Here is a 16013-nt window from a genome sequence, read left to right as displayed (position 1 = left end):
TTTTTTAATCCCGGATTTGGCCGTTTGTGAAAAAAATCGTATATTTGCAACCCGTTTTGTGCGGGAACAACTCAAATAAACCGAACGACAAATGAAAGTTTGCGAAATCACAGGCAAGGTGGCGATCGTGGGCAACAACGTCTCCCACTCGCACCACAAGACCAAGCGCAAATTCAGCCCCAATCTGAAAACCAAGCGCTTCTGGTCGGAACAGGACGGCCGTTGGATCACCCTCAAGGTAACCGCCGCCGGCATGAAAACCATCAACAAGAAAGGGCTCGAGGTCGCTCTGCGCGAAGCCGTGGCTCCGAAGAAAGTCTACTAAAAAATCACCGTCACAATGGCTAAGAAAGGCAACCGCGTGCAGGTAATCCTGGAATGCACCGAACAACGCGAGAGCGGTGTGGCCGGAATGTCCCGCTACATCACCACCAAGAACAAGAAGAACACTCCCGACCGTCTGGAACGCCGCAAGTACAACCCGTTCCTCAAGCGTGTCACCCTTCACCGCGAAATCAAATAACATAGAACCCCATGGCAAAGAAAGTAGTCGCTACACTGAAGACCGGCACGGGCAAGAACTTCACCAAGTGCATCAAGATGGTCAAGTCGGAGAAGACCGGAGCCTACATGTTCAAGGAAGGTATCGTTCCCAACGAACAGGTCAAGGATTTCTTCGCAGAAGAGAAGAAATAAGTATTTTAGGAGCAAGTCTCTTAAATACAAAGGGCATCCCTCGGGATGCCCTTTGTATTTTGAATGAATAGTGAATAATTGTTTTTTTCGGGTTGCCTGTAATTATTAACTATTAATTATTCATTATTGATTAGAACCGGTGCACGGCCCGGACGAGGAACTTGCTGGATTTGGGAATCTCGACCAGGTAGGGAGGCTGGAGGTCGAGGTGCGAAGTGAGGGCCTCCCTGTCGTTCTTTTCGGTGGACGAAAAGTAATAGACCATTCGGTCCATACGCTTGCCGCCGTGCGAACGCAAGGCGTCGTTGAACCGGTTGCGGGCCTGCCGGCTGCTGCGGACCCGCGACCCGCCGTGGTAACCGTGGCCGATGGCGAGCAGCTCGTCGATAGCGGGCAGGTACCACCCGCCGCCGTGGCTGCGGCACCACTTGAAAGCGGGGAAGTCGTCCCACGAAAGGTTGTTGGCTTCGATATAACGCTCTAAAGTCGCCATGTTTTCCAGACCGTCGTTGGCGCTGGCGGTGCCGACGGTGCGCAAATCGGGCTTGCGGAAGATGCTCCACGGTAACATCGCCTCGTCGAGTGAAATGACAAGCCCGTGCCGTCCGTTCGCTTCGACGTAACATACGATGCCCTGCACGCCGTTGCGGTTGTAATAGTCGCCGACACGGAGCGGTCCGTCGGGGATGGAAGCCGTTGGCTCGGGCAGTGTGGGTACGGAAGTTTCTGCTGGAGCGGTCGGTGCAGTCGGAGGGATGCTCTCGGGTGCTTCGTCCGGAGTTTTTGCAGGTGCTTCTGCCAGAGCTTCTGCGGGATGGAGTGCTGCGGCCGGGGCGAAGACCTCTTCTTCGCCGTTGGCATAACGGATCGACCGGACGTCGCCGAGCGGCAGGACGTAAGTGGGTCCGTCGGGGTTGGAAGCGCGCTTGTAACGGATTTCGGTCGGAGATATTTCGGTGACCCGGGCTTCGATGCGCGCCGAATCGCGCCGGACGATGAGGTCCTGCGCCGACGCAGATGCGAGAACCCCCAAAGCGGCCCAAACAAAAAGAAATGTCTTTTTCATGGTTGAGGAATGGCTATATATAAACAAAGGTAAGGAATTTTTTTCGTTATCTTTAACGATGCCGAAGATACTTTGTCCTGCACATGGGGGGGGGGTGAAAAATACCTTTCACTTTTCACCTTTCAACTTTTACCTTATTTATTCGTATCTTTGCCAAACAGATTCCCCTTGGGGACAATTCGTGCGAATATGGCGATTTTCGATATTTTCAAAAAGAAATCCGGTGACCCGGCCCGGCTCGACGAAGGCGGCCGCGACGGTCGGGAAACATCCGCTGCGGGTCAGAAAGAACTCGATGCGGGGCTGGAGAAGACCAAGGCCGGGCTGTTCAGCAAACTGACCCGTGCCGTGGCGGGACGTTCGACTATCGACGCGGAAGTGCTGGACGACCTGGAAGAAGTGCTTGTGACCTCCGACGTGGGGGTGGAGACGACCGTCAAGATTATCCGCCGCATCGAAGAACGGGCTGCCCGCGACAAATACATGAATGCGTCGGAACTGCAAAACATCCTGCGCGAAGAGATAACCGTCCTGCTGGAACAAGCCCATGGCACGACCGACAATTTCGGGCTGGATGCCCGGCCCGGCGAACCCTATGTGGTGATGGTGGTTGGTGTGAACGGTGCGGGCAAAACCACGACCATCGGAAAGCTGGCGGCGCAACTCACCAAGGCGGGCCGCAAGGTGTGGATAGGTGCCGCCGATACGTTCCGTGCGGCCGCCATCGACCAGCTCAAGGTATGGGCCGACCGTGCGGGCGCCACGATGATCCGGCAGGAAATGGGCTCGGACCCGGCGTCGGTGGCGTTCGACACTCTGACCTCGGCCAAGGCCAACGGAGCCGATGTGGTGCTGATAGACACGGCGGGCCGGCTTCACAACAAAGTGGGGTTGATGAACGAACTGACGAAGATACGCAACGTCATGGCCAAGGTCATTCCGGGAGCGCCGCACGAGGTGATGCTGGTGCTTGACGGCTCGACGGGTCAGAACGCGTTCGAGCAGGCGCGGCAATTCACGCAATCGACGCAGGTGACCTCGCTGGCCATCACCAAACTCGACGGCACGGCCAAAGGAGGCGTGGTAATCGGCATCAGCGACCAGTTCCGCATTCCGGTGCGCTATATCGGCATCGGCGAGGGCATCGACCAACTGAAGATGTTCGACCGCCGCGAATTCGTCAACGCTCTGTTCGGCCATGAAAAAGATTAACGTTGTCACTCTTGGCTGCTCCAAGAACACGGTCGACAGCGAACATCTGATGGCGCGGCTGGCGGCGGCTGGCTACGAAGTACTCTGGGACAGCGACCGCACGGACGCCAAGACGGTGGTAATCAACACCTGCGGATTCATCGGCGACGCCAAACAGGAATCCATCGACATGATACTCCGCGCCGCGGAAGCCAAGAAAGCGGGCCGTATCGAGCGGCTGTTCGTCATAGGCTGTCTTTCGGAACGCTACGCGGACGAACTGCGGGCTGAAATCCCCGAAGCGGACGACTATTTCGGCGCCCGTGACTGGGACGGCATCGTCCGCGCGCTGGGCGCTGCCGAAAATCCGGAGCTGGCGACCAGCCGTCATCTGACGACGCCGGGCCACTATGCCTATCTGAAGATTTCGGAGGGCTGCAACTGGAAATGCGGCTACTGCGCCATCCCGCTCATCCGCGGCCCCCATGTGTCGGTGCCGATGGAAGTGCTGGAAGAAGAAGCCCGGAAGCTGGCGGAGCAGGGAGTGCGCGAACTGATTGTCATAGCGCAGGACACGACCTACTACGGGGTGGACCTGTATGGGAAGCGGATGCTGGCGGAACTGCTGCGCCGGCTGTGCCGCATCGGGGGTATCGAATGGGTGCGGCTCCACTATGCCTATCCGACGGGGTTTCCCGACGACGTAATCGAGACGATGGCCGCCGAACCGAAAATCTGCAAGTATCTGGACATCCCGTTCCAACACATAGCCGACAACCAACTCTCGGCGATGCTGCGACGCCACACCAAAGCCGATGCGATGGAACTGATAGGGCGTCTGCGGCGGGCCATTCCGGACCTGGCGCTGCGCACGACGCTGCTGGTAGGCTATCCGGGCGAGAGCGAAGCGGACTTTGCGGAGCTGGAAGCGTTCGTGCGCGAGGTGCGCTTCGAGCGGCTGGGGGTATTCGCGTATTCGGAAGAAGAAGGGACCCATTCGGCGTTGCATCTGCGCGATGACGTGCCGGAGGAGGTGAAACAGGAACGGGTGGAACGCATCATGGCGCTCCAACGCGACATATCGCTGGAAAACAACCGCCGCCGGGTGGGCCGCACGGAACGGGTGGTGGTGGACTCGCGGCAAGGCGACCACTATGTAGGCCGCACGCAATACGATTCGCCGGAAGTGGACCAGGAGATACTGATTCCGGCGGCCGGACGGCGTCTTCTGCGCGGACGCTTCTATGACGTGAAAATAACCGCGGCGGCGGACTATGACCTCTACGGCGAACCTGCGGTGAAATAAATTTTGCGGATTCCCGTTTTTATTGTACCTTTGAAGACAGAACACGGAACACCCTACCGCAAGCCATGGCCGACAAAAGCGTCATACAGAACATCGAGGCCCGTGTCCGGCAACTGATCGGCGAACACCGGCGGCTCAGCGGAATCTGTGCCGAACTGACCGCCGAACGCGACGCCCTGCGCAAGGAAAACCGCGCGCTGGAAGAACGCAACCGTGAGCTGGACGCCGAAGTGGCCCGGATGCAGCTGACTGAAGGGCTGGCTGGCGGGAGTACGAACCGGGACAAGGCGCGGGCACGCGTCAACCGACTGATGCGGGAGGTGGACAAGTGCATAGCGCTGCTCGAACGCCCCGACGTGGACCCGGACCGGGGAAACGAATGACCGGGGCGTAGTACGGGATGACTTGGCGCCGGAACCAAAAAACGAACAGGAACCGGCACGGGAACGGGAGAAAGACCCGGAATCGGACAGCCCGGAGGAAAAGTCGGCGAGAACCGGAAGTCCGGGGCCGGATGAAAACCGGGAAGAGAGGCCGGGACCTTAGCGGACCGGGAGCCGGGAGAAGAGAGACAAAACGCAGAAAGCGATGGCCAAACAGGCGATAACGCTCAAAATAGCGGGCAAGAACTACCCGTTCACCATCGAGAGCGGCAAGGAAGAAGCCTACCGGCTGGCCGAACGCGAGGTGAACAACTATCTGGCGCTGATAAAGCAACAGAAAATCCGCAACTGGTCGGAACAGGACTACCTTGCGATGGCGGCGCTGAAATTTGCCATAGCCAATGTGAAGACGCGCCTGGACCGCGAACCGGATGCGGACGACCTCGGCCGGCTGGAACGGCTGGACGACGAACTGGACGCGTACCTGAACTCCCCGGGGGAGTGACGTTCTTTACCATACGGAAGAATCTACCCGCATAGATTCCTTACAGCTTTGCGAAACTGAACACTTCTTACATCGGAGCAACTCGCGACGCTTCAAAATCAGGCCTCGTACCCGCAAGGGGAGCACGCTCCGGCGTGCCGGTGGAAGGTTGCGATTGTCGGAGCCTCCGCACATGACTTATCTTGCAGATTCGTCAAACAAGACTAAGGAATCCTATGCGGATTTTTTGATACACCGGGAACTCCGCGCCCACCCGCAAGGGGACAGCGCGGGAGAACCCGACAATATTTTTAACCAACTAAAGCAGAAGATACTCGATGGATACCATTATCTGGGCAGTCGTCTCGGCTGTCGGCGCTGTGGCGGTCTATGCCGCGGTCACCAACATGGTGGCCCGGACCTCGATCCGCAAGCGTCGCGAAACAGCCCTCCGGGAAGCCGAAGCCGAAGCCGAAATGATCAAGAAGGAACGAATCCTTCAGGCCAAGGAAAAGTTCATGCAGCTCAAGAGCGAGCATGACCGCCAGTTCAACGAACGCAATCAGAAGATTGTGCAGACCGAACAGGAAATCCGCCGCATTGAACAAAACATACAGAACCAGCAGCGCGAACTGGAAGCGAAGCTGCGTGCGAACGACGAACTCAAGGAACAGATGCAGAACCAGATGCAGCTGCTCGACCACAAACGGGAAGAGATCGACCGCCTGCACCGCGAGCAGAACCTGCGTCTGGAACAGATTTCGGGCATCAGCTCGGAAGATGCGAAGAACATCCTGGTGGAAAACATGAAGGCCGAAGCTAAGAGCGAAGCGGCGGCCTATGTGAACGAAACCATCGAAGAAGCCAAGATGACCGCGGCCAAGGAAGCCAAGCGAATCATCGTGGCGTCGATACAACGCGTGGCGACGGAGACAGCCATCGAAAACGCGGTGACGGTCTTCAACATCGAAAGCGACGAAGTGAAAGGCCGCATCATAGGCCGCGAGGGCCGCAATATCCGTGCGCTGGAAGCTGCGACGGGCATCGAAATCATTGTGGACGACACGCCGGAGGCTATCATCCTCAGCGGATTCGACCCGGTACGCCGCGAAATCGCCCGCCTGTCGCTGCACCAGCTGGTGACCGACGGCCGCATTCATCCGGCCCGCATCGAAGAAGTGGTCTCCAAGGTGCAGAAACAAATCGAAGAAGAGATTGTGGAGGTGGGCAAACGCACGACCATCGACTTGGGAATACACGGTCTGCATCCGGAACTCATCCGCATGATAGGCAAGATGAAATACCGCTCGTCGTACGGCCAGAACCTGCTGCAACACGCCCGCGAGACGGCGAACCTGGCGGGAATCATGGCGTCGGAACTGGGGCTGAACCCCAAAATCGCCCGCCGTGCGGGACTGCTGCATGACATAGGCAAGGTGCCCGACGACGAACCCGAACTGCCGCACGCAATCATCGGCATGAAGCTGGCCGAGAAATTCAAGGAAAAACCCGAAGTCTGCAACGCCATCGGAGCCCACCACGACGAAGTGGAGATGACCTCGCTCATAGCCCCGATCATCCAGGTGTGCGACGCCATATCGGGAGCCCGGCCGGGAGCCCGCCGCGAAGTGGTGGAGAGCTACATCAAGCGGCTGAAAGAGATGGAGGACATCGCGCTGTCGTACCCGGGAGTGGTGAAGACCTATGCGATTCAGGCGGGCCGCGAACTGCGCGTGATTGTAGGTGCCGACAAACTGACCGACCTGGAGTCGGAGAGTCTGTCGCACGACATAGCCAAGAAAATCCAGGATGAAATGACCTATCCGGGTCAGGTGAAGATAACGGTCATCCGGGAAACACGGGCGGTGTCGTACGCGAAATAAGCGGGTACCGACCAGGATCGCCAAAAAGAAAATATCGGAAGCAACCGAAAATCCGCAAAAGAGTAGGTACTGATTAATTGTTTAACTCAAACATTTTGTATTATGGATTTTATCAAGTCCGCTTTCAACGTATTTCTGAACGCTGTGAAAGGCCAGTATTTTGACTTCAAGGGCCGCACGAACGTAGCCGATTTCTGGAAATTCGTGCTGGTTGCCTTTGTAATCAACATCGTGCTGGGAATCATCGACGGCATTATCGGCATGCGACTTCTTTCGGGCCTGTTCGGCCTGGCCATCCTGTGCCCGATGCTGGGTATCGGTGTCCGCCGTCTGCACGACATGGGCAAGAGCGGCTGGTTCTATCTGATCAGCCTGATCCCGTTGGTGGGAGCCATCCTGCTGATTTACTGGTGGTGCCAGCCCTCGCAGGCCGAAGCCAACAAATGGGGCAACGCCGCAGCCTAAGCGCCGACGCTCCGAATGCAAAGTCCGCCTTGAGAGAAAGGCGGACTTTTTTTGTCGCATCTTTCGTAACTTTGCCGCATGAATATGGACCTGCACACCTATATTGAAACCGAAATCCTGCCTCGCTACGAGGCATTCGATGCGGCCCATCGGACGGACCACGTCCGAATGGTAATCGCCCGAAGCCTTGAACTGGCCACTCACTATGAAGTGGATGCGGAGATGGTTTACACGGTGGCGGCCTATCATGACCTTGGGCTGGCGGACGGACGGGAGCGCCACCACCTTCGGTCGGGCGAATTGCTTGCAGCGGACCGGAACCTGCGCCGCTGGTTCTCGGAGGAGCAAATAACCGTCATGTGCGATGCGGTGGAAGACCACCGGGCGTCGTCGGACCATGCGCCCCGCACGATTTATGGCCGCATAGTGGCCGAAGCGGACCGCTGCATCGAAATCGGGACGGTACTGCGGCGGACGGTTCAATACGGGCTGGAACACTATCCGGAACTGGACCGCGAAGGACAATACGCCCGTTGCTGTGAACACCTGTGGCGAAAATATGGCGACGGCGGCTATCTGCAACTTTGGATTCCCCATTCGGAAAATGCCCGGCGGCTTGAAGAACTGCGGGCGCTGATGGGCGATGCGACGGCTCTGCGCGCACGGTTCGCCGCGATATACGAAGAAGAAACGGGACGGTAAGACGCCTATTCGACCTTGGAAGGGAAGTACTTCATATACTGCACCCGCTGGAAAAGCGCGTTGCCGATCTGGCCGTAATTCAGCTTGCCGTAAAACTGGTCGAGCGACGAAAAACCGTGGCGCTCCGCCCACTCGTCGATGAACCGGCCGATGGCCTCGATGACCTCGTAACCGCAGAGGTGGATGGCGGTGCAGACCTGGACGGCGCGGGCACCGCATAAAAGCGCTTTGACGGCGGCTTCGCCATTGTGGACCCCGGTCGAAACGGACAAATCCAATTCGGGAATCATGGAAGAACAAAGCGCTGCGCTGCGCAGGACGTTGCGAAACTCCGAGGGCGCGCTGAAAGGATCGCTGGCGACGAAGCGAAGGTGCTCGATGTCGATGTCGGGCTCGAAGAAGCGGTTGAACAGGACCACGCCCCGGGCCCCGCAATGTCGCAGGGTCTCGGCCATGGCCAAGACGTTGGTGAGCCGCATGGGCAGCTTGACGGAAACGGGAACGGAGACCGCGGCGGTCACCTGCCGGACGATGCCGGCGTATTCGCACTCGATTTCCTGTGCGGGACGGCAAGGGTCGGCGGGCTGCAAAAAGATGTTCAGCTCCAAGGCGGAAGCCCCGGCGTCGACCATGGCCACGGCGTAATCGGTCCACGCAGCTCCGGCCGACATGCAATTGATGCTGGCGATGACCGGAAGTCCGGTCCGGCGGGCGTCGCTTATCAGCCGGAGGAATTCGAGTTTGTACGCGTCGTCGAGATAACGCTCGAGGTATTCGCCCGAATCGCCCATACCCTGCGGCTCGAAATCGGAAGCGGCGGCCTGCCGCAGCACCTGCTCCTCGAAGATGGACTTGAGCACGACGGCCCCGGCTCCGAAAGCGGCGCACTTCTGGATGTTGGCGGAAGTGGCGGTATATGGCGAACTGGCGACGATGACCGGAGAGGAGAGCTCCAACCCGAGGTAATGCGTTTTCATGAATGGCGTTTTAAGAAAAGCCCCGCCATTATTATGCCGACTTTTAACGGAGACAAAAAAAACTTCGGTCCAGTTCGGACCGAAGTCATACGCTTTGCGGGGCCGTATCAGAACGGGAGGTCGTCGACCTCGGCGGCGGGTGCCGAAGCGAAAGACGGCTCCTCGGGGATGGGCGGCATGTCGGGCATCGGCGCGGCGGGCGCCTCGGCCTGCTTGGGCTGGAGCCGCCAAGCCCGGATGTCGGTATACCAACGCCCGTTGTATTCGCGCGACTCGATATTGACGGAGACGCTGTAAGCGGCGCCCTCGCGCAGCTTGGCGGCATCGTCGGGTCGGTTGAAGAACGTGACGCAAATCTTGCGCGAGAACTGCCCGCCGTCGTTGTACTCGAAGACGACGTCCTGCCGCTGCCATTCGCCGCGGGCCGAAGTGCCCTTGGTGACGGGCATTATTTTGTAAACGGTTCCTTCAAATTCCATAGTCTTGCAGATTTATTTTCTGCAAAGGTAGCGCAAGGCAAGCGGAAAACCAAACGAAGTCCGCATTTTTCCCGATATGTTTGACGAAGACAACGCGAATCGAACGAATGACCGAAAATACTATTTTCGGCCCGATTGACGCAATGTCCCCGGAAATGCGTGTTGCTCTTTGCGAAAACTTTACTATCTTTGTGATGCTGTGCCGCGGGTGCAGCGACATATCGGAAAGTGTTTTCGCACTGTCCTCGACGGAAAATGTGGAAGTTTTCAGAATTGAAGGATAGACGAACAGCACTCATTTCTTGTTTAGATCATGCGGCGGGCATCTCTGTGCCCCTATGCCCCATATCTATTCGAGTGTGGGGCATTGCGTCGTTTATTTCAATTCGGGTCATTCCACAACCTTCCGTTGGATAGACGAAATCCGGCTCCACACTTTCTGTATTCGGAAAAACGCATCGCAGGAACCGGGGATGCACCCAAACAATTTACGTTTATGAAAAAAACTCTGTTTTTCAGTGCTGCCATGTGTCTGATGTGCAGCGTGGCGAATGCGGCGTCGGCTCCGAAAGGGACGGAAATTCCGGAATACCGCCGCAATTCGCTCAATTTCATCATGCTGGACGTGTCGGAAGGCGATGCGGAGATAACTTCGATATTCCGGCAGGCATTCACGGAAATGACCGTTCCTGTCAAGTACAACGACCACAATGTAGCGGCCGAACTTCGCTCGTTCACGCTTAATTCGATGGAAATAACCGATGCAGATCATGAAGCCTACGCCACGGCTACCGGCACCAAGAAAAAAAACGGAGGCTTCGGCAAGGCACTGGGCGGACTGATGGGCGGCACGACGACCGAATTCAAGCAATTCGGCCCGACAAAGAAGAATTCGCCGGTTGCCGCGTGGAAATATCTGAACCAAAGCGGAATGGCGAAAGAGATGTTCGCGAAGTGGTTTGTAAATCCCCAGACACCGGACGAGCTATCGGTCGATCTGTTGCGCGAACGCGCCAACTTCAACGCGACCCAGACCGAGAAAGTTGCGGCCGAAGGGAGCAGCAGGGGCGTTTTCAATCAGATTGCGGACGATGCTGGCTACGAACTGCTGAACAATACGTTTGCCGTAGTTACGCGATTCCGCTATATGAACGGTCAGGACATGTATGACGAAATTATAGAAGACACGGAGATAGTAGCCCAATATCTGCCGGCGCAGGCCTTTACGGCAGCAATGACCGCGGCGACTGCGGCAGCGATTGCGGCGAAACAGGTGATCGGGGACGGCTATGTGATTTACACCACGACCTATCTTTATCAACTGGTATGGGACGACGAAGTGCAGCAAGCCGTAGAATCGAATTGGAACGTCGACGGATTCAACTCGCTGGACTGCTTCCGCCTGAAGTATATCGGCAGCGAAAACGCCTATGCCAACGTATTGGGCAACAAATTCGCGAAAGAAGAAGCCATCCGACTGGCGACCAACCGTGCGATGGAAAAGGTGCTGGCCAAACTTGAACGCAAATACGAAGTGTTCCGGACGAAGACCCCGCTGACGGGTGTCGACCCGCTGACGGCCGACATCGGCACGAAAGAATGCGTTGAAAAAGGAGACAAGTACGAAGTGCTGGAGAAGACTATCAATCCCAAGACGAACAAGGTAGACTACAAACGCAAAGCGTTGCTTGAAGTGGAAACCGTAGGCAACAACATTACGGACGGGAGCGAAGAAGTCGGGGAGGATGCAGCGACCCGAACGACCTTCAAGGGAAAGGCCAAGAACCTGTATCCCGGCATGCTGCTTCGTCAAACTACGAAATAAATACCTACATGGCAATGAAATTCAGCTTACTGACTTTCATCCTGTCTCTTTTCTGCTGCGGGTGCATTTTCAATGCATCCGCACAGAAAGCGGCAAGAAAGAAAGCCGACAAACAAACTCAGGAGTGGCGTTACGAGATAGAGACCGTAGCCAAGAAAGCCGACAAATCGTATGAACTGAAAATATCGAGTTTCTCGAAGAAACCGGTCGTGGCGATGGAACAATGCAAGAAAAACGCGGTACATACGACCGTATTCAAAGGGATACCGGCTGCACAGGACGGCCGCACGCCTGGCATCAAAGCGCTGTTCCCCTCGTCGACGCTTACGCCCGAACAAGAAAAATTCTTCGCTGGATTTTTTGAAACGGGCGGAGACTTCATGCGTTTTGTAACGGAAACGAACGCCGGACTGAACGAGACGATCAAACTCGGCAAGGAATACAAGATTAGTGTACGTGTGGTGGTCAATGTTCCTGCCTTGCGTCGGTATCTTGAAGATGCGGGCATGATTCGCGCCCTGAATACCGGATTCTAAAAAACAAATGGACTTAATATGCTTAAGAAAACACTTTTGCTGGCGCTTCTGGCGCTGAATGTCTGCCTGGCATTCGGGCAGGCGAAAAAACCGACGCTGATGGTCTTGCCTTCGGACGTATGGTGTCGGGAACGCGGCTATATGATGGATTTCGACGATATGGGGGCCGTGCGTTCGCTTCCGGACTACAAAGCTGCGCTGCAAGGCGATGCCGATCTTTCACTGGTGATTGCGAAAATCGGCCAGATGATGTCCGAACGCGGTTTCGATCTGAAGCTGCTGGAACAGGCGCTCAGAACGCTGGACGCCGAAGCAGCTGAAGATGCGATGCTGACCTCCAAGACCGGGAGCGAATTGTCGGAAACACCGCTTGACAAACTTAAAAAGACGGCGAAAGCAGATATACTGATGTATGTCTATTGGCGCACGGCTTCGATGGGGCCCCGCAGCGAAGTGACGTTCAACATCTCGGGCGTAGATGCCTATACGGACAAGCAGATTGCCAACGGACAAGGAACCGGACAACCCTCCATGGGGGCCGACGTAGCCGTATTGCTGGCCGAAGCGGTCATACAACATATCGACACATTCAATGAACAGCTGCTTGGCAAGTTCAACGACTGGTTTGAAAACGGTCGCGAAATAACGCTGCGGATGAAACGTTTCGACGAATGCGAATATGATTTCGAGTCGGCACTCGGTCCGGAAGAAGAAGAACTGGGCGTGTTGGTTGAAGACTGGCTGGCGGAACATTGCGCAGGCGGACGCTTCAATACGACGGATGCTACGGCGGACATGATGTTTTTTGAAGAAGTGCGTATCCCGATGGTCAATGAAAAAGGCCGTGCGCTGGATGCCCGGTCGTTCGCCCGGGGTCTCCAAGGGATGTTGCGGCGGGAATACGGGATAGAAACCAAACTGATGACCAAAGGACTGGGGCAGGCGACGCTTGTCATAGGAGGCAAATAAGAATAAAGAACCATGAAACTGACTCGAATACTTGTGATTCCTGTGCTGCTCCTGCTGGCGGGAGCGGTTTCGGCGCAGAACAATGCGGGCAAAACGGATGATGTAGGCCGGGTGGCTTTGACCCCGTTCATTGCCGAGAACTCGAACATACCGACGGCGTCGTCCAACCTTATGCGATCGAAAATGCGTGCGGCCGTAACCCGCATGGGGCTGGGAACCTCGGCCTGCGGGCGCTTTATACTGACCTTGAACGCAGACGTTGTGAGCCGGGAAATTACACCGACGGCCCCGCCGATGGTAGCCACGGTGCTGTCGCCTACGTTCTATATTGGAGACTTGAGCGACGGAACGCTGTTTGCGTCGCTGACCCTGCCTGCGGTCAAGGGAGTGGGGCAGAATGAAGAGAAGTCCTACATGCAAGCGCTGAAAAACATCAATCTGAACAATCCTGATTTCGCGAAATTCGTTGGAGACGGAAAAGAGAAGATCATAGCCTATTATAATACCCATATCGACTTCATAATCAAGGAAGCGGATGCCTTGAGCGGAAAAGGGGAGCATGAGCGGGCGCTGGCACTGCTGATGGGGGTTCCGACCGTGTGTGCGGATGCGCATGCGCGGGCGATGAAACATGTAGGAACCGTCTATCAAAGGAAGATAGACCAGGAATCGGCTGAGGCTCTGGCGCGGGCGACGGGAGCCTGGGCGGCATCGCCCGATGCAACGGGGGCAACCGAAGCGGGCGAATGGCTTGCCGGAGTACACCCCTTGTCTTCGTCGGCACCGGGAGCGGCGAAACTCCAAAGCGAAATGAAATCGCGGGTAAAGGAATTGGCGGACCGGGAATGGACGGAACAAGTGAAGCAAAACCGGGAAGAGGCTGCGCTGGCGCAAACGGCGATGCAGGCTGCCAAAGAAATAGCAGCGGCGGAAGCGAACCGTCCGGTATATTATACTACGGTATTGAGCTGGTGGTAGGATTGGCGGCGATTGAACAAAAGCCGGTATCTTATCAAGATACCGGCTTTTGCCTGGTGGGCCCAGAGGGGCATGATCCCACGACCTTCGGATTATGAGTCCGCTGCTCTGACCGACTGAGCTATGGGCCCGGACGGGCGGAAGACCGCCCGAAGACGGCTGCAAAGATAGAAAAACAATCCGGAATGCGCAAATACGGAGCGCCGAAAAAAGAACGTGCGGAAGCCGGAACATAGGAGGGGTTGGCGACGGGGATTCGATTGGGGTGTAACCCTATGGGGAGCAAGGTGGTCCCGTTATTTAGACGGGCAGACGAAAATAAATGCGGATTGTGGATGGGAATCGCGAATTTTTATTACCTTTGTGGCGCGAAAGCACAAACCAAAAAAACAAAAACGACAAATGAAAAAGGGTATTCATCCGGAAAATTATCGTTTGGTGGCGTTCAAGGACATGTCCAACGACCACGTGTTTTTGTGTCGGTCCGCCGTTTCGACAAAAGAGACCATCGAAGTGAACGGCGAAACCTATCCCGTGTATAAGATGGAAATTTCCAACACCTCGCACCCGTTTTACACGGGCAAGATGAAGTTGGTAGACACCGCCGGTCGCGTCGATAAGTTTATGAGCCGCTACGCAAAACGCTACGATAAGAAGAACGCGAAGTAAGAAAAACTCGCGAATGAGAGAACGGACGGGCCGCACGGAGTTGCGGCCCGTTCTGTATTCAGGGGCCTGCCAAGGGGGCTGAGGGGGCTTGGGGGCGCGTTGCTTATTTAGCGCTCGCCGAATTCGGCCTTGATGCGGTCGATGGTCCGGCCGCCGATGGTGAACGAACTATCGGGCAACTCCTTGACGGAGACCATGAAGAACTGCTGCGGAATGGAAGTGGCTTCGGCTGCGGCGAAAGTGACCTTTTCGATGAGGGCTTGTTTCTGCGCGGCGGTCAACGGACCGCACTCGATGGAGATATAAGGCATGGCGGGAAATGATTGTTTCGGTCAAAGATACGACATAAAATCCGAATGATGCCCGACGAGGACAGACAAAGCCGGAACTTGTCCGGACGAAACGATTTTTGAACAACATCGAACAATAATCCATATCTTTGCGAAGACTAAGCAAAAAAAGGAAAAGATGAAAAAGTATCTGATTGTAACGGCGCTGTTGCTGTGCGCACTGACGTCGTGCGTGCGCAAACGGGTGGTGCTCGACATGGCGGGGCAATGCGACTCGCTGTCGGGCGTGGTGAGCGAAAAAGATTCGCTGATAAGCCTTGTATTTGAAGACATACACGCCATAGCGGGCAATCTGGCGGAAATCAAGATGCGCGAGAATCTGATAACGATACCGGAAGACGGCGAAGGCGGAACCCGTCCGATTCAACAGATAAACAGCGATATAGCGGCGATAGACCGACTGCTGGAAGAAAACCGGACGAAGATAGCGTCGCTGCAGAATGCGGCCGGACAGCTCCGGAAATCGAACATCAAGGTAGGGGCTCTGGAGAAGATAATCGTCGATATGGAAGACCAGCTGTCGAAGAAGACGGCCGAAGTGGAAGCCCTGCGCGGAGAACTGACCGAACGCGAACGGGAGGTGGAACAACTGCTGGGTCGCCTGGCCGAAGGCGAAGCCGTGGCAGCAAAGCTCGGGGAAGAAAACACGTCGCTGGAAAACCGGCTGAACACCGTTTACTATATAGTGGGCGCGGAAAGAGAACTGCTCGATGCGCAGATTCTTAACAAAGAGGGCTTTATCGGCCGCACGCTGACCGTGAACCGCAACGGCGCGATGGATAGCTTCACGCAGGCCGACGCGCGGCTGCTGACGGAAATCCCGGTGGGGTGGAAGAAAGCGACCGTTGTGACGACGCACCCGCGGGACAGCTACGAACTGGTGACGGGACCGGACAAACGGGTGGAGAAACTGCGAGTCAACGATCCGGAACGGTTCTGGGAATCGTCGAAAGTGCTGATAATAAGTGGTAAATAAAATGATGCGCTTTGGAACGGCCCCTGCTTCGGCGGGGGCTTTTTTGTGGGTGGATATTGCCGGGAGGGCTTTAGGCGC

At 56.3% G+C, this 16013-nt stretch carries 20 protein-coding genes and 1 tRNA gene; 16 read left to right on the top strand and 5 right to left on the bottom strand.

Annotation, left to right across the window (positions count from 1 at the left end; all coding sequences use genetic code 11):
- Positions 1-91: 91 nt before the first annotated feature.
- The 3 genes from rpmB to NFR47_RS02885 are packed head-to-tail and all read left to right on the top strand — an operon-like array spanning position 92 to position 696.
- Positions 92-325 carry a 50S ribosomal protein L28 gene (gene rpmB, locus NFR47_RS02895; protein WP_251214076.1) on the top strand — a complete coding sequence of 78 codons (234 nt, stop codon included), beginning with the start codon at positions 92-94 and terminating at the stop codon, positions 323-325.
- A gap of 15 nt (positions 326-340) precedes the next feature.
- Complete coding sequence (rpmG, locus tag NFR47_RS02890) at positions 341-523, top strand: 50S ribosomal protein L33 (protein WP_251214075.1); 183 nt, start codon at positions 341-343, stop codon at positions 521-523.
- Between the two features lie 11 nt (positions 524-534).
- Positions 535-696: a DUF4295 domain-containing protein gene (locus NFR47_RS02885; RefSeq protein ID WP_251214074.1), complete on the top strand. Its 162-nt coding sequence runs from the start codon at positions 535-537 to the stop codon at positions 694-696.
- Positions 697-826: 130 nt separating this feature from the next.
- Here NFR47_RS02885 and NFR47_RS02880 read toward each other — a convergent pair whose 3' ends face one another.
- Positions 827-1762, bottom strand: a complete 936-nt coding sequence (locus NFR47_RS02880; RefSeq protein ID WP_251214073.1) for a hypothetical protein — start codon at positions 1760-1762, stop codon at positions 827-829.
- A 189-nt stretch (positions 1763-1951) separates the two neighbouring features.
- Here NFR47_RS02880 and ftsY point away from each other — a divergent pair, with 189 nt between their 5' ends.
- From ftsY to NFR47_RS02845, 7 genes are all read left to right on the top strand, one after another.
- Complete coding sequence (gene ftsY / locus NFR47_RS02875; protein ID WP_251214072.1) at positions 1952-2974, top strand: signal recognition particle-docking protein FtsY; 1023 nt, start codon at positions 1952-1954, stop codon at positions 2972-2974.
- A complete protein-coding gene (gene rimO / locus NFR47_RS02870) occupies positions 2961-4259 on the top strand; it encodes a 30S ribosomal protein S12 methylthiotransferase RimO (RefSeq protein WP_251214071.1) in 1299 nt (432 codons plus the stop codon). The genes ftsY and rimO overlap by 14 nt, the downstream gene beginning before the upstream one ends.
- 65 nt (positions 4260-4324) lie before the next feature.
- A complete protein-coding gene (locus NFR47_RS02865) occupies positions 4325-4642 on the top strand; it encodes a hypothetical protein (RefSeq protein WP_251214070.1) in 318 nt (105 codons plus the stop codon).
- 205 nt (positions 4643-4847) lie between these two features.
- A complete protein-coding gene (locus NFR47_RS02860; RefSeq protein ID WP_251214069.1) occupies positions 4848-5147 on the top strand; it encodes a cell division protein ZapA in 300 nt (99 codons plus the stop codon).
- Between the two features lie 317 nt (positions 5148-5464).
- Positions 5465-7009, top strand: a complete 1545-nt coding sequence (rny, locus tag NFR47_RS02855; RefSeq protein WP_251214068.1) for a ribonuclease Y — start codon at positions 5465-5467, stop codon at positions 7007-7009.
- Between the two features lie 102 nt (positions 7010-7111).
- Positions 7112-7474 (top strand): DUF805 domain-containing protein, encoded by a 363-nt coding sequence (locus NFR47_RS02850; protein ID WP_251214067.1) that lies wholly within the window; start codon positions 7112-7114, stop codon positions 7472-7474.
- A 78-nt stretch (positions 7475-7552) separates the two neighbouring features.
- A complete protein-coding gene (locus NFR47_RS02845; protein ID WP_251214066.1) occupies positions 7553-8176 on the top strand; it encodes an HD domain-containing protein in 624 nt (207 codons plus the stop codon).
- 5 nt (positions 8177-8181) lie between these two features.
- On the opposite strand, the gene NFR47_RS02840 is transcribed toward NFR47_RS02845, so the two are convergent.
- Positions 8182-9153: a dihydroorotate dehydrogenase-like protein gene (locus NFR47_RS02840; protein WP_251214065.1), complete on the bottom strand. Its 972-nt coding sequence runs from the start codon at positions 9151-9153 to the stop codon at positions 8182-8184.
- Between the two features lie 107 nt (positions 9154-9260).
- Positions 9261-9632 (bottom strand): DUF3127 domain-containing protein, encoded by a 372-nt coding sequence (locus NFR47_RS02835; RefSeq protein ID WP_251214064.1) that lies wholly within the window; start codon positions 9630-9632, stop codon positions 9261-9263.
- A gap of 496 nt (positions 9633-10128) precedes the next feature.
- Here NFR47_RS02835 and NFR47_RS02830 point away from each other — a divergent pair, with 496 nt between their 5' ends.
- From NFR47_RS02830 to NFR47_RS02815, 4 genes are read left to right on the top strand one after another with little or no spacing between them, the layout of a single operon-like run.
- Positions 10129-11457 carry a hypothetical protein gene (locus NFR47_RS02830; protein WP_251214063.1) on the top strand — a complete coding sequence of 443 codons (1329 nt, stop codon included), beginning with the start codon at positions 10129-10131 and terminating at the stop codon, positions 11455-11457.
- An 8-nt stretch (positions 11458-11465) separates the two neighbouring features.
- Positions 11466-11993, top strand: coding sequence for a hypothetical protein (locus NFR47_RS02825; RefSeq protein WP_251214062.1), 528 nt, complete (start codon positions 11466-11468; stop codon positions 11991-11993).
- Between the two features lie 18 nt (positions 11994-12011).
- Positions 12012-12962 carry a DUF6175 family protein gene (locus NFR47_RS02820; RefSeq protein ID WP_251214061.1) on the top strand — a complete coding sequence of 317 codons (951 nt, stop codon included), beginning with the start codon at positions 12012-12014 and terminating at the stop codon, positions 12960-12962.
- 12 nt (positions 12963-12974) lie between these two features.
- A complete protein-coding gene (locus tag NFR47_RS02815; protein WP_251214060.1) occupies positions 12975-13940 on the top strand; it encodes a hypothetical protein in 966 nt (321 codons plus the stop codon).
- A gap of 54 nt (positions 13941-13994) precedes the next feature.
- Here the strand turns inward: NFR47_RS02815 and NFR47_RS02810 are convergent.
- Positions 13995-14071, bottom strand: a tRNA-Ile gene (locus NFR47_RS02810).
- 271 nt (positions 14072-14342) lie between these two features.
- On the opposite strand from NFR47_RS02810, the gene NFR47_RS02805 reads away from it, so the two are divergent.
- Entirely contained in the window at positions 14343-14609 is a 267-nt protein-coding gene (locus NFR47_RS02805; RefSeq protein ID WP_019149403.1) for a type B 50S ribosomal protein L31, read from the top strand.
- Between the two features lie 107 nt (positions 14610-14716).
- Here the strand turns inward: NFR47_RS02805 and NFR47_RS02800 are convergent, their stop codons facing one another.
- Positions 14717-14920, bottom strand: coding sequence for a tautomerase family protein (locus tag NFR47_RS02800; protein ID WP_251214059.1), 204 nt, complete (start codon positions 14918-14920; stop codon positions 14717-14719).
- A gap of 157 nt (positions 14921-15077) precedes the next feature.
- On the opposite strand from NFR47_RS02800, the gene NFR47_RS02795 reads away from it, so the two are divergent.
- Positions 15078-15935, top strand: a complete 858-nt coding sequence (locus tag NFR47_RS02795) for a Cbp1 family collagen-binding glycoprotein adhesin (RefSeq protein ID WP_251214058.1) — start codon at positions 15078-15080, stop codon at positions 15933-15935.
- Positions 15936-16013 lie beyond the last annotated feature (78 nt).

The sequence above is a fragment of the Alistipes muris genome (assembly GCF_943193205.1).
Lineage (GTDB): Bacteria > Bacteroidota > Bacteroidia > Bacteroidales > Rikenellaceae > Alistipes > Alistipes muris.
The sequence above is the reverse complement of the archived record's forward strand: the minus strand, read 5'-3'. Positions and strand labels throughout refer to the sequence as shown.

Excerpts from the sequence above, each read along its gene's own strand:
- ftsY (WP_251214072.1), top strand. The coding sequence starts at position 1,952 with ATGGCGATTTTCGATATTTTCAAAAAGAAATCCGGTGACCCGGCCCGG.
- NFR47_RS02835 (WP_251214064.1), bottom strand. The coding sequence starts at position 9,632 with ATGGAATTTGAAGGAACCGTTTACAAAATAATGCCCGTCACCAAGGGC.
- rpmB (WP_251214076.1), top strand. The coding sequence starts at position 92 with ATGAAAGTTTGCGAAATCACAGGCAAGGTGGCGATCGTGGGCAACAAC.
- NFR47_RS02800 (WP_251214059.1), bottom strand. The coding sequence starts at position 14,920 with ATGCCTTATATCTCCATCGAGTGCGGTCCGTTGACCGCCGCGCAGAAA.
- rny (WP_251214068.1), top strand. The coding sequence starts at position 5,465 with ATGGATACCATTATCTGGGCAGTCGTCTCGGCTGTCGGCGCTGTGGCG.
- NFR47_RS02860 (WP_251214069.1), top strand. The coding sequence starts at position 4,848 with ATGGCCAAACAGGCGATAACGCTCAAAATAGCGGGCAAGAACTACCCG.
- rpmG (WP_251214075.1), top strand. The coding sequence starts at position 341 with ATGGCTAAGAAAGGCAACCGCGTGCAGGTAATCCTGGAATGCACCGAA.
- NFR47_RS02805 (WP_019149403.1), top strand. The coding sequence starts at position 14,343 with ATGAAAAAGGGTATTCATCCGGAAAATTATCGTTTGGTGGCGTTCAAG.
- NFR47_RS02830 (WP_251214063.1), top strand. The coding sequence starts at position 10,129 with ATGAAAAAAACTCTGTTTTTCAGTGCTGCCATGTGTCTGATGTGCAGC.
- rimO (WP_251214071.1), top strand. The coding sequence starts at position 2,961 with ATGAAAAAGATTAACGTTGTCACTCTTGGCTGCTCCAAGAACACGGTC.
- NFR47_RS02845 (WP_251214066.1), top strand. The coding sequence starts at position 7,553 with ATGAATATGGACCTGCACACCTATATTGAAACCGAAATCCTGCCTCGC.
- NFR47_RS02865 (WP_251214070.1), top strand. The coding sequence starts at position 4,325 with ATGGCCGACAAAAGCGTCATACAGAACATCGAGGCCCGTGTCCGGCAA.
- NFR47_RS02820 (WP_251214061.1), top strand. The coding sequence starts at position 12,012 with ATGCTTAAGAAAACACTTTTGCTGGCGCTTCTGGCGCTGAATGTCTGC.
- NFR47_RS02825 (WP_251214062.1), top strand. The coding sequence starts at position 11,466 with ATGGCAATGAAATTCAGCTTACTGACTTTCATCCTGTCTCTTTTCTGC.
- NFR47_RS02795 (WP_251214058.1), top strand. The coding sequence starts at position 15,078 with ATGAAAAAGTATCTGATTGTAACGGCGCTGTTGCTGTGCGCACTGACG.
- NFR47_RS02880 (WP_251214073.1), bottom strand. The coding sequence starts at position 1,762 with ATGAAAAAGACATTTCTTTTTGTTTGGGCCGCTTTGGGGGTTCTCGCA.
- NFR47_RS02815 (WP_251214060.1), top strand. The coding sequence starts at position 12,975 with ATGAAACTGACTCGAATACTTGTGATTCCTGTGCTGCTCCTGCTGGCG.
- NFR47_RS02850 (WP_251214067.1), top strand. The coding sequence starts at position 7,112 with ATGGATTTTATCAAGTCCGCTTTCAACGTATTTCTGAACGCTGTGAAA.
- NFR47_RS02840 (WP_251214065.1), bottom strand. The coding sequence starts at position 9,153 with ATGAAAACGCATTACCTCGGGTTGGAGCTCTCCTCTCCGGTCATCGTC.
- NFR47_RS02885 (WP_251214074.1), top strand. The coding sequence starts at position 535 with ATGGCAAAGAAAGTAGTCGCTACACTGAAGACCGGCACGGGCAAGAAC.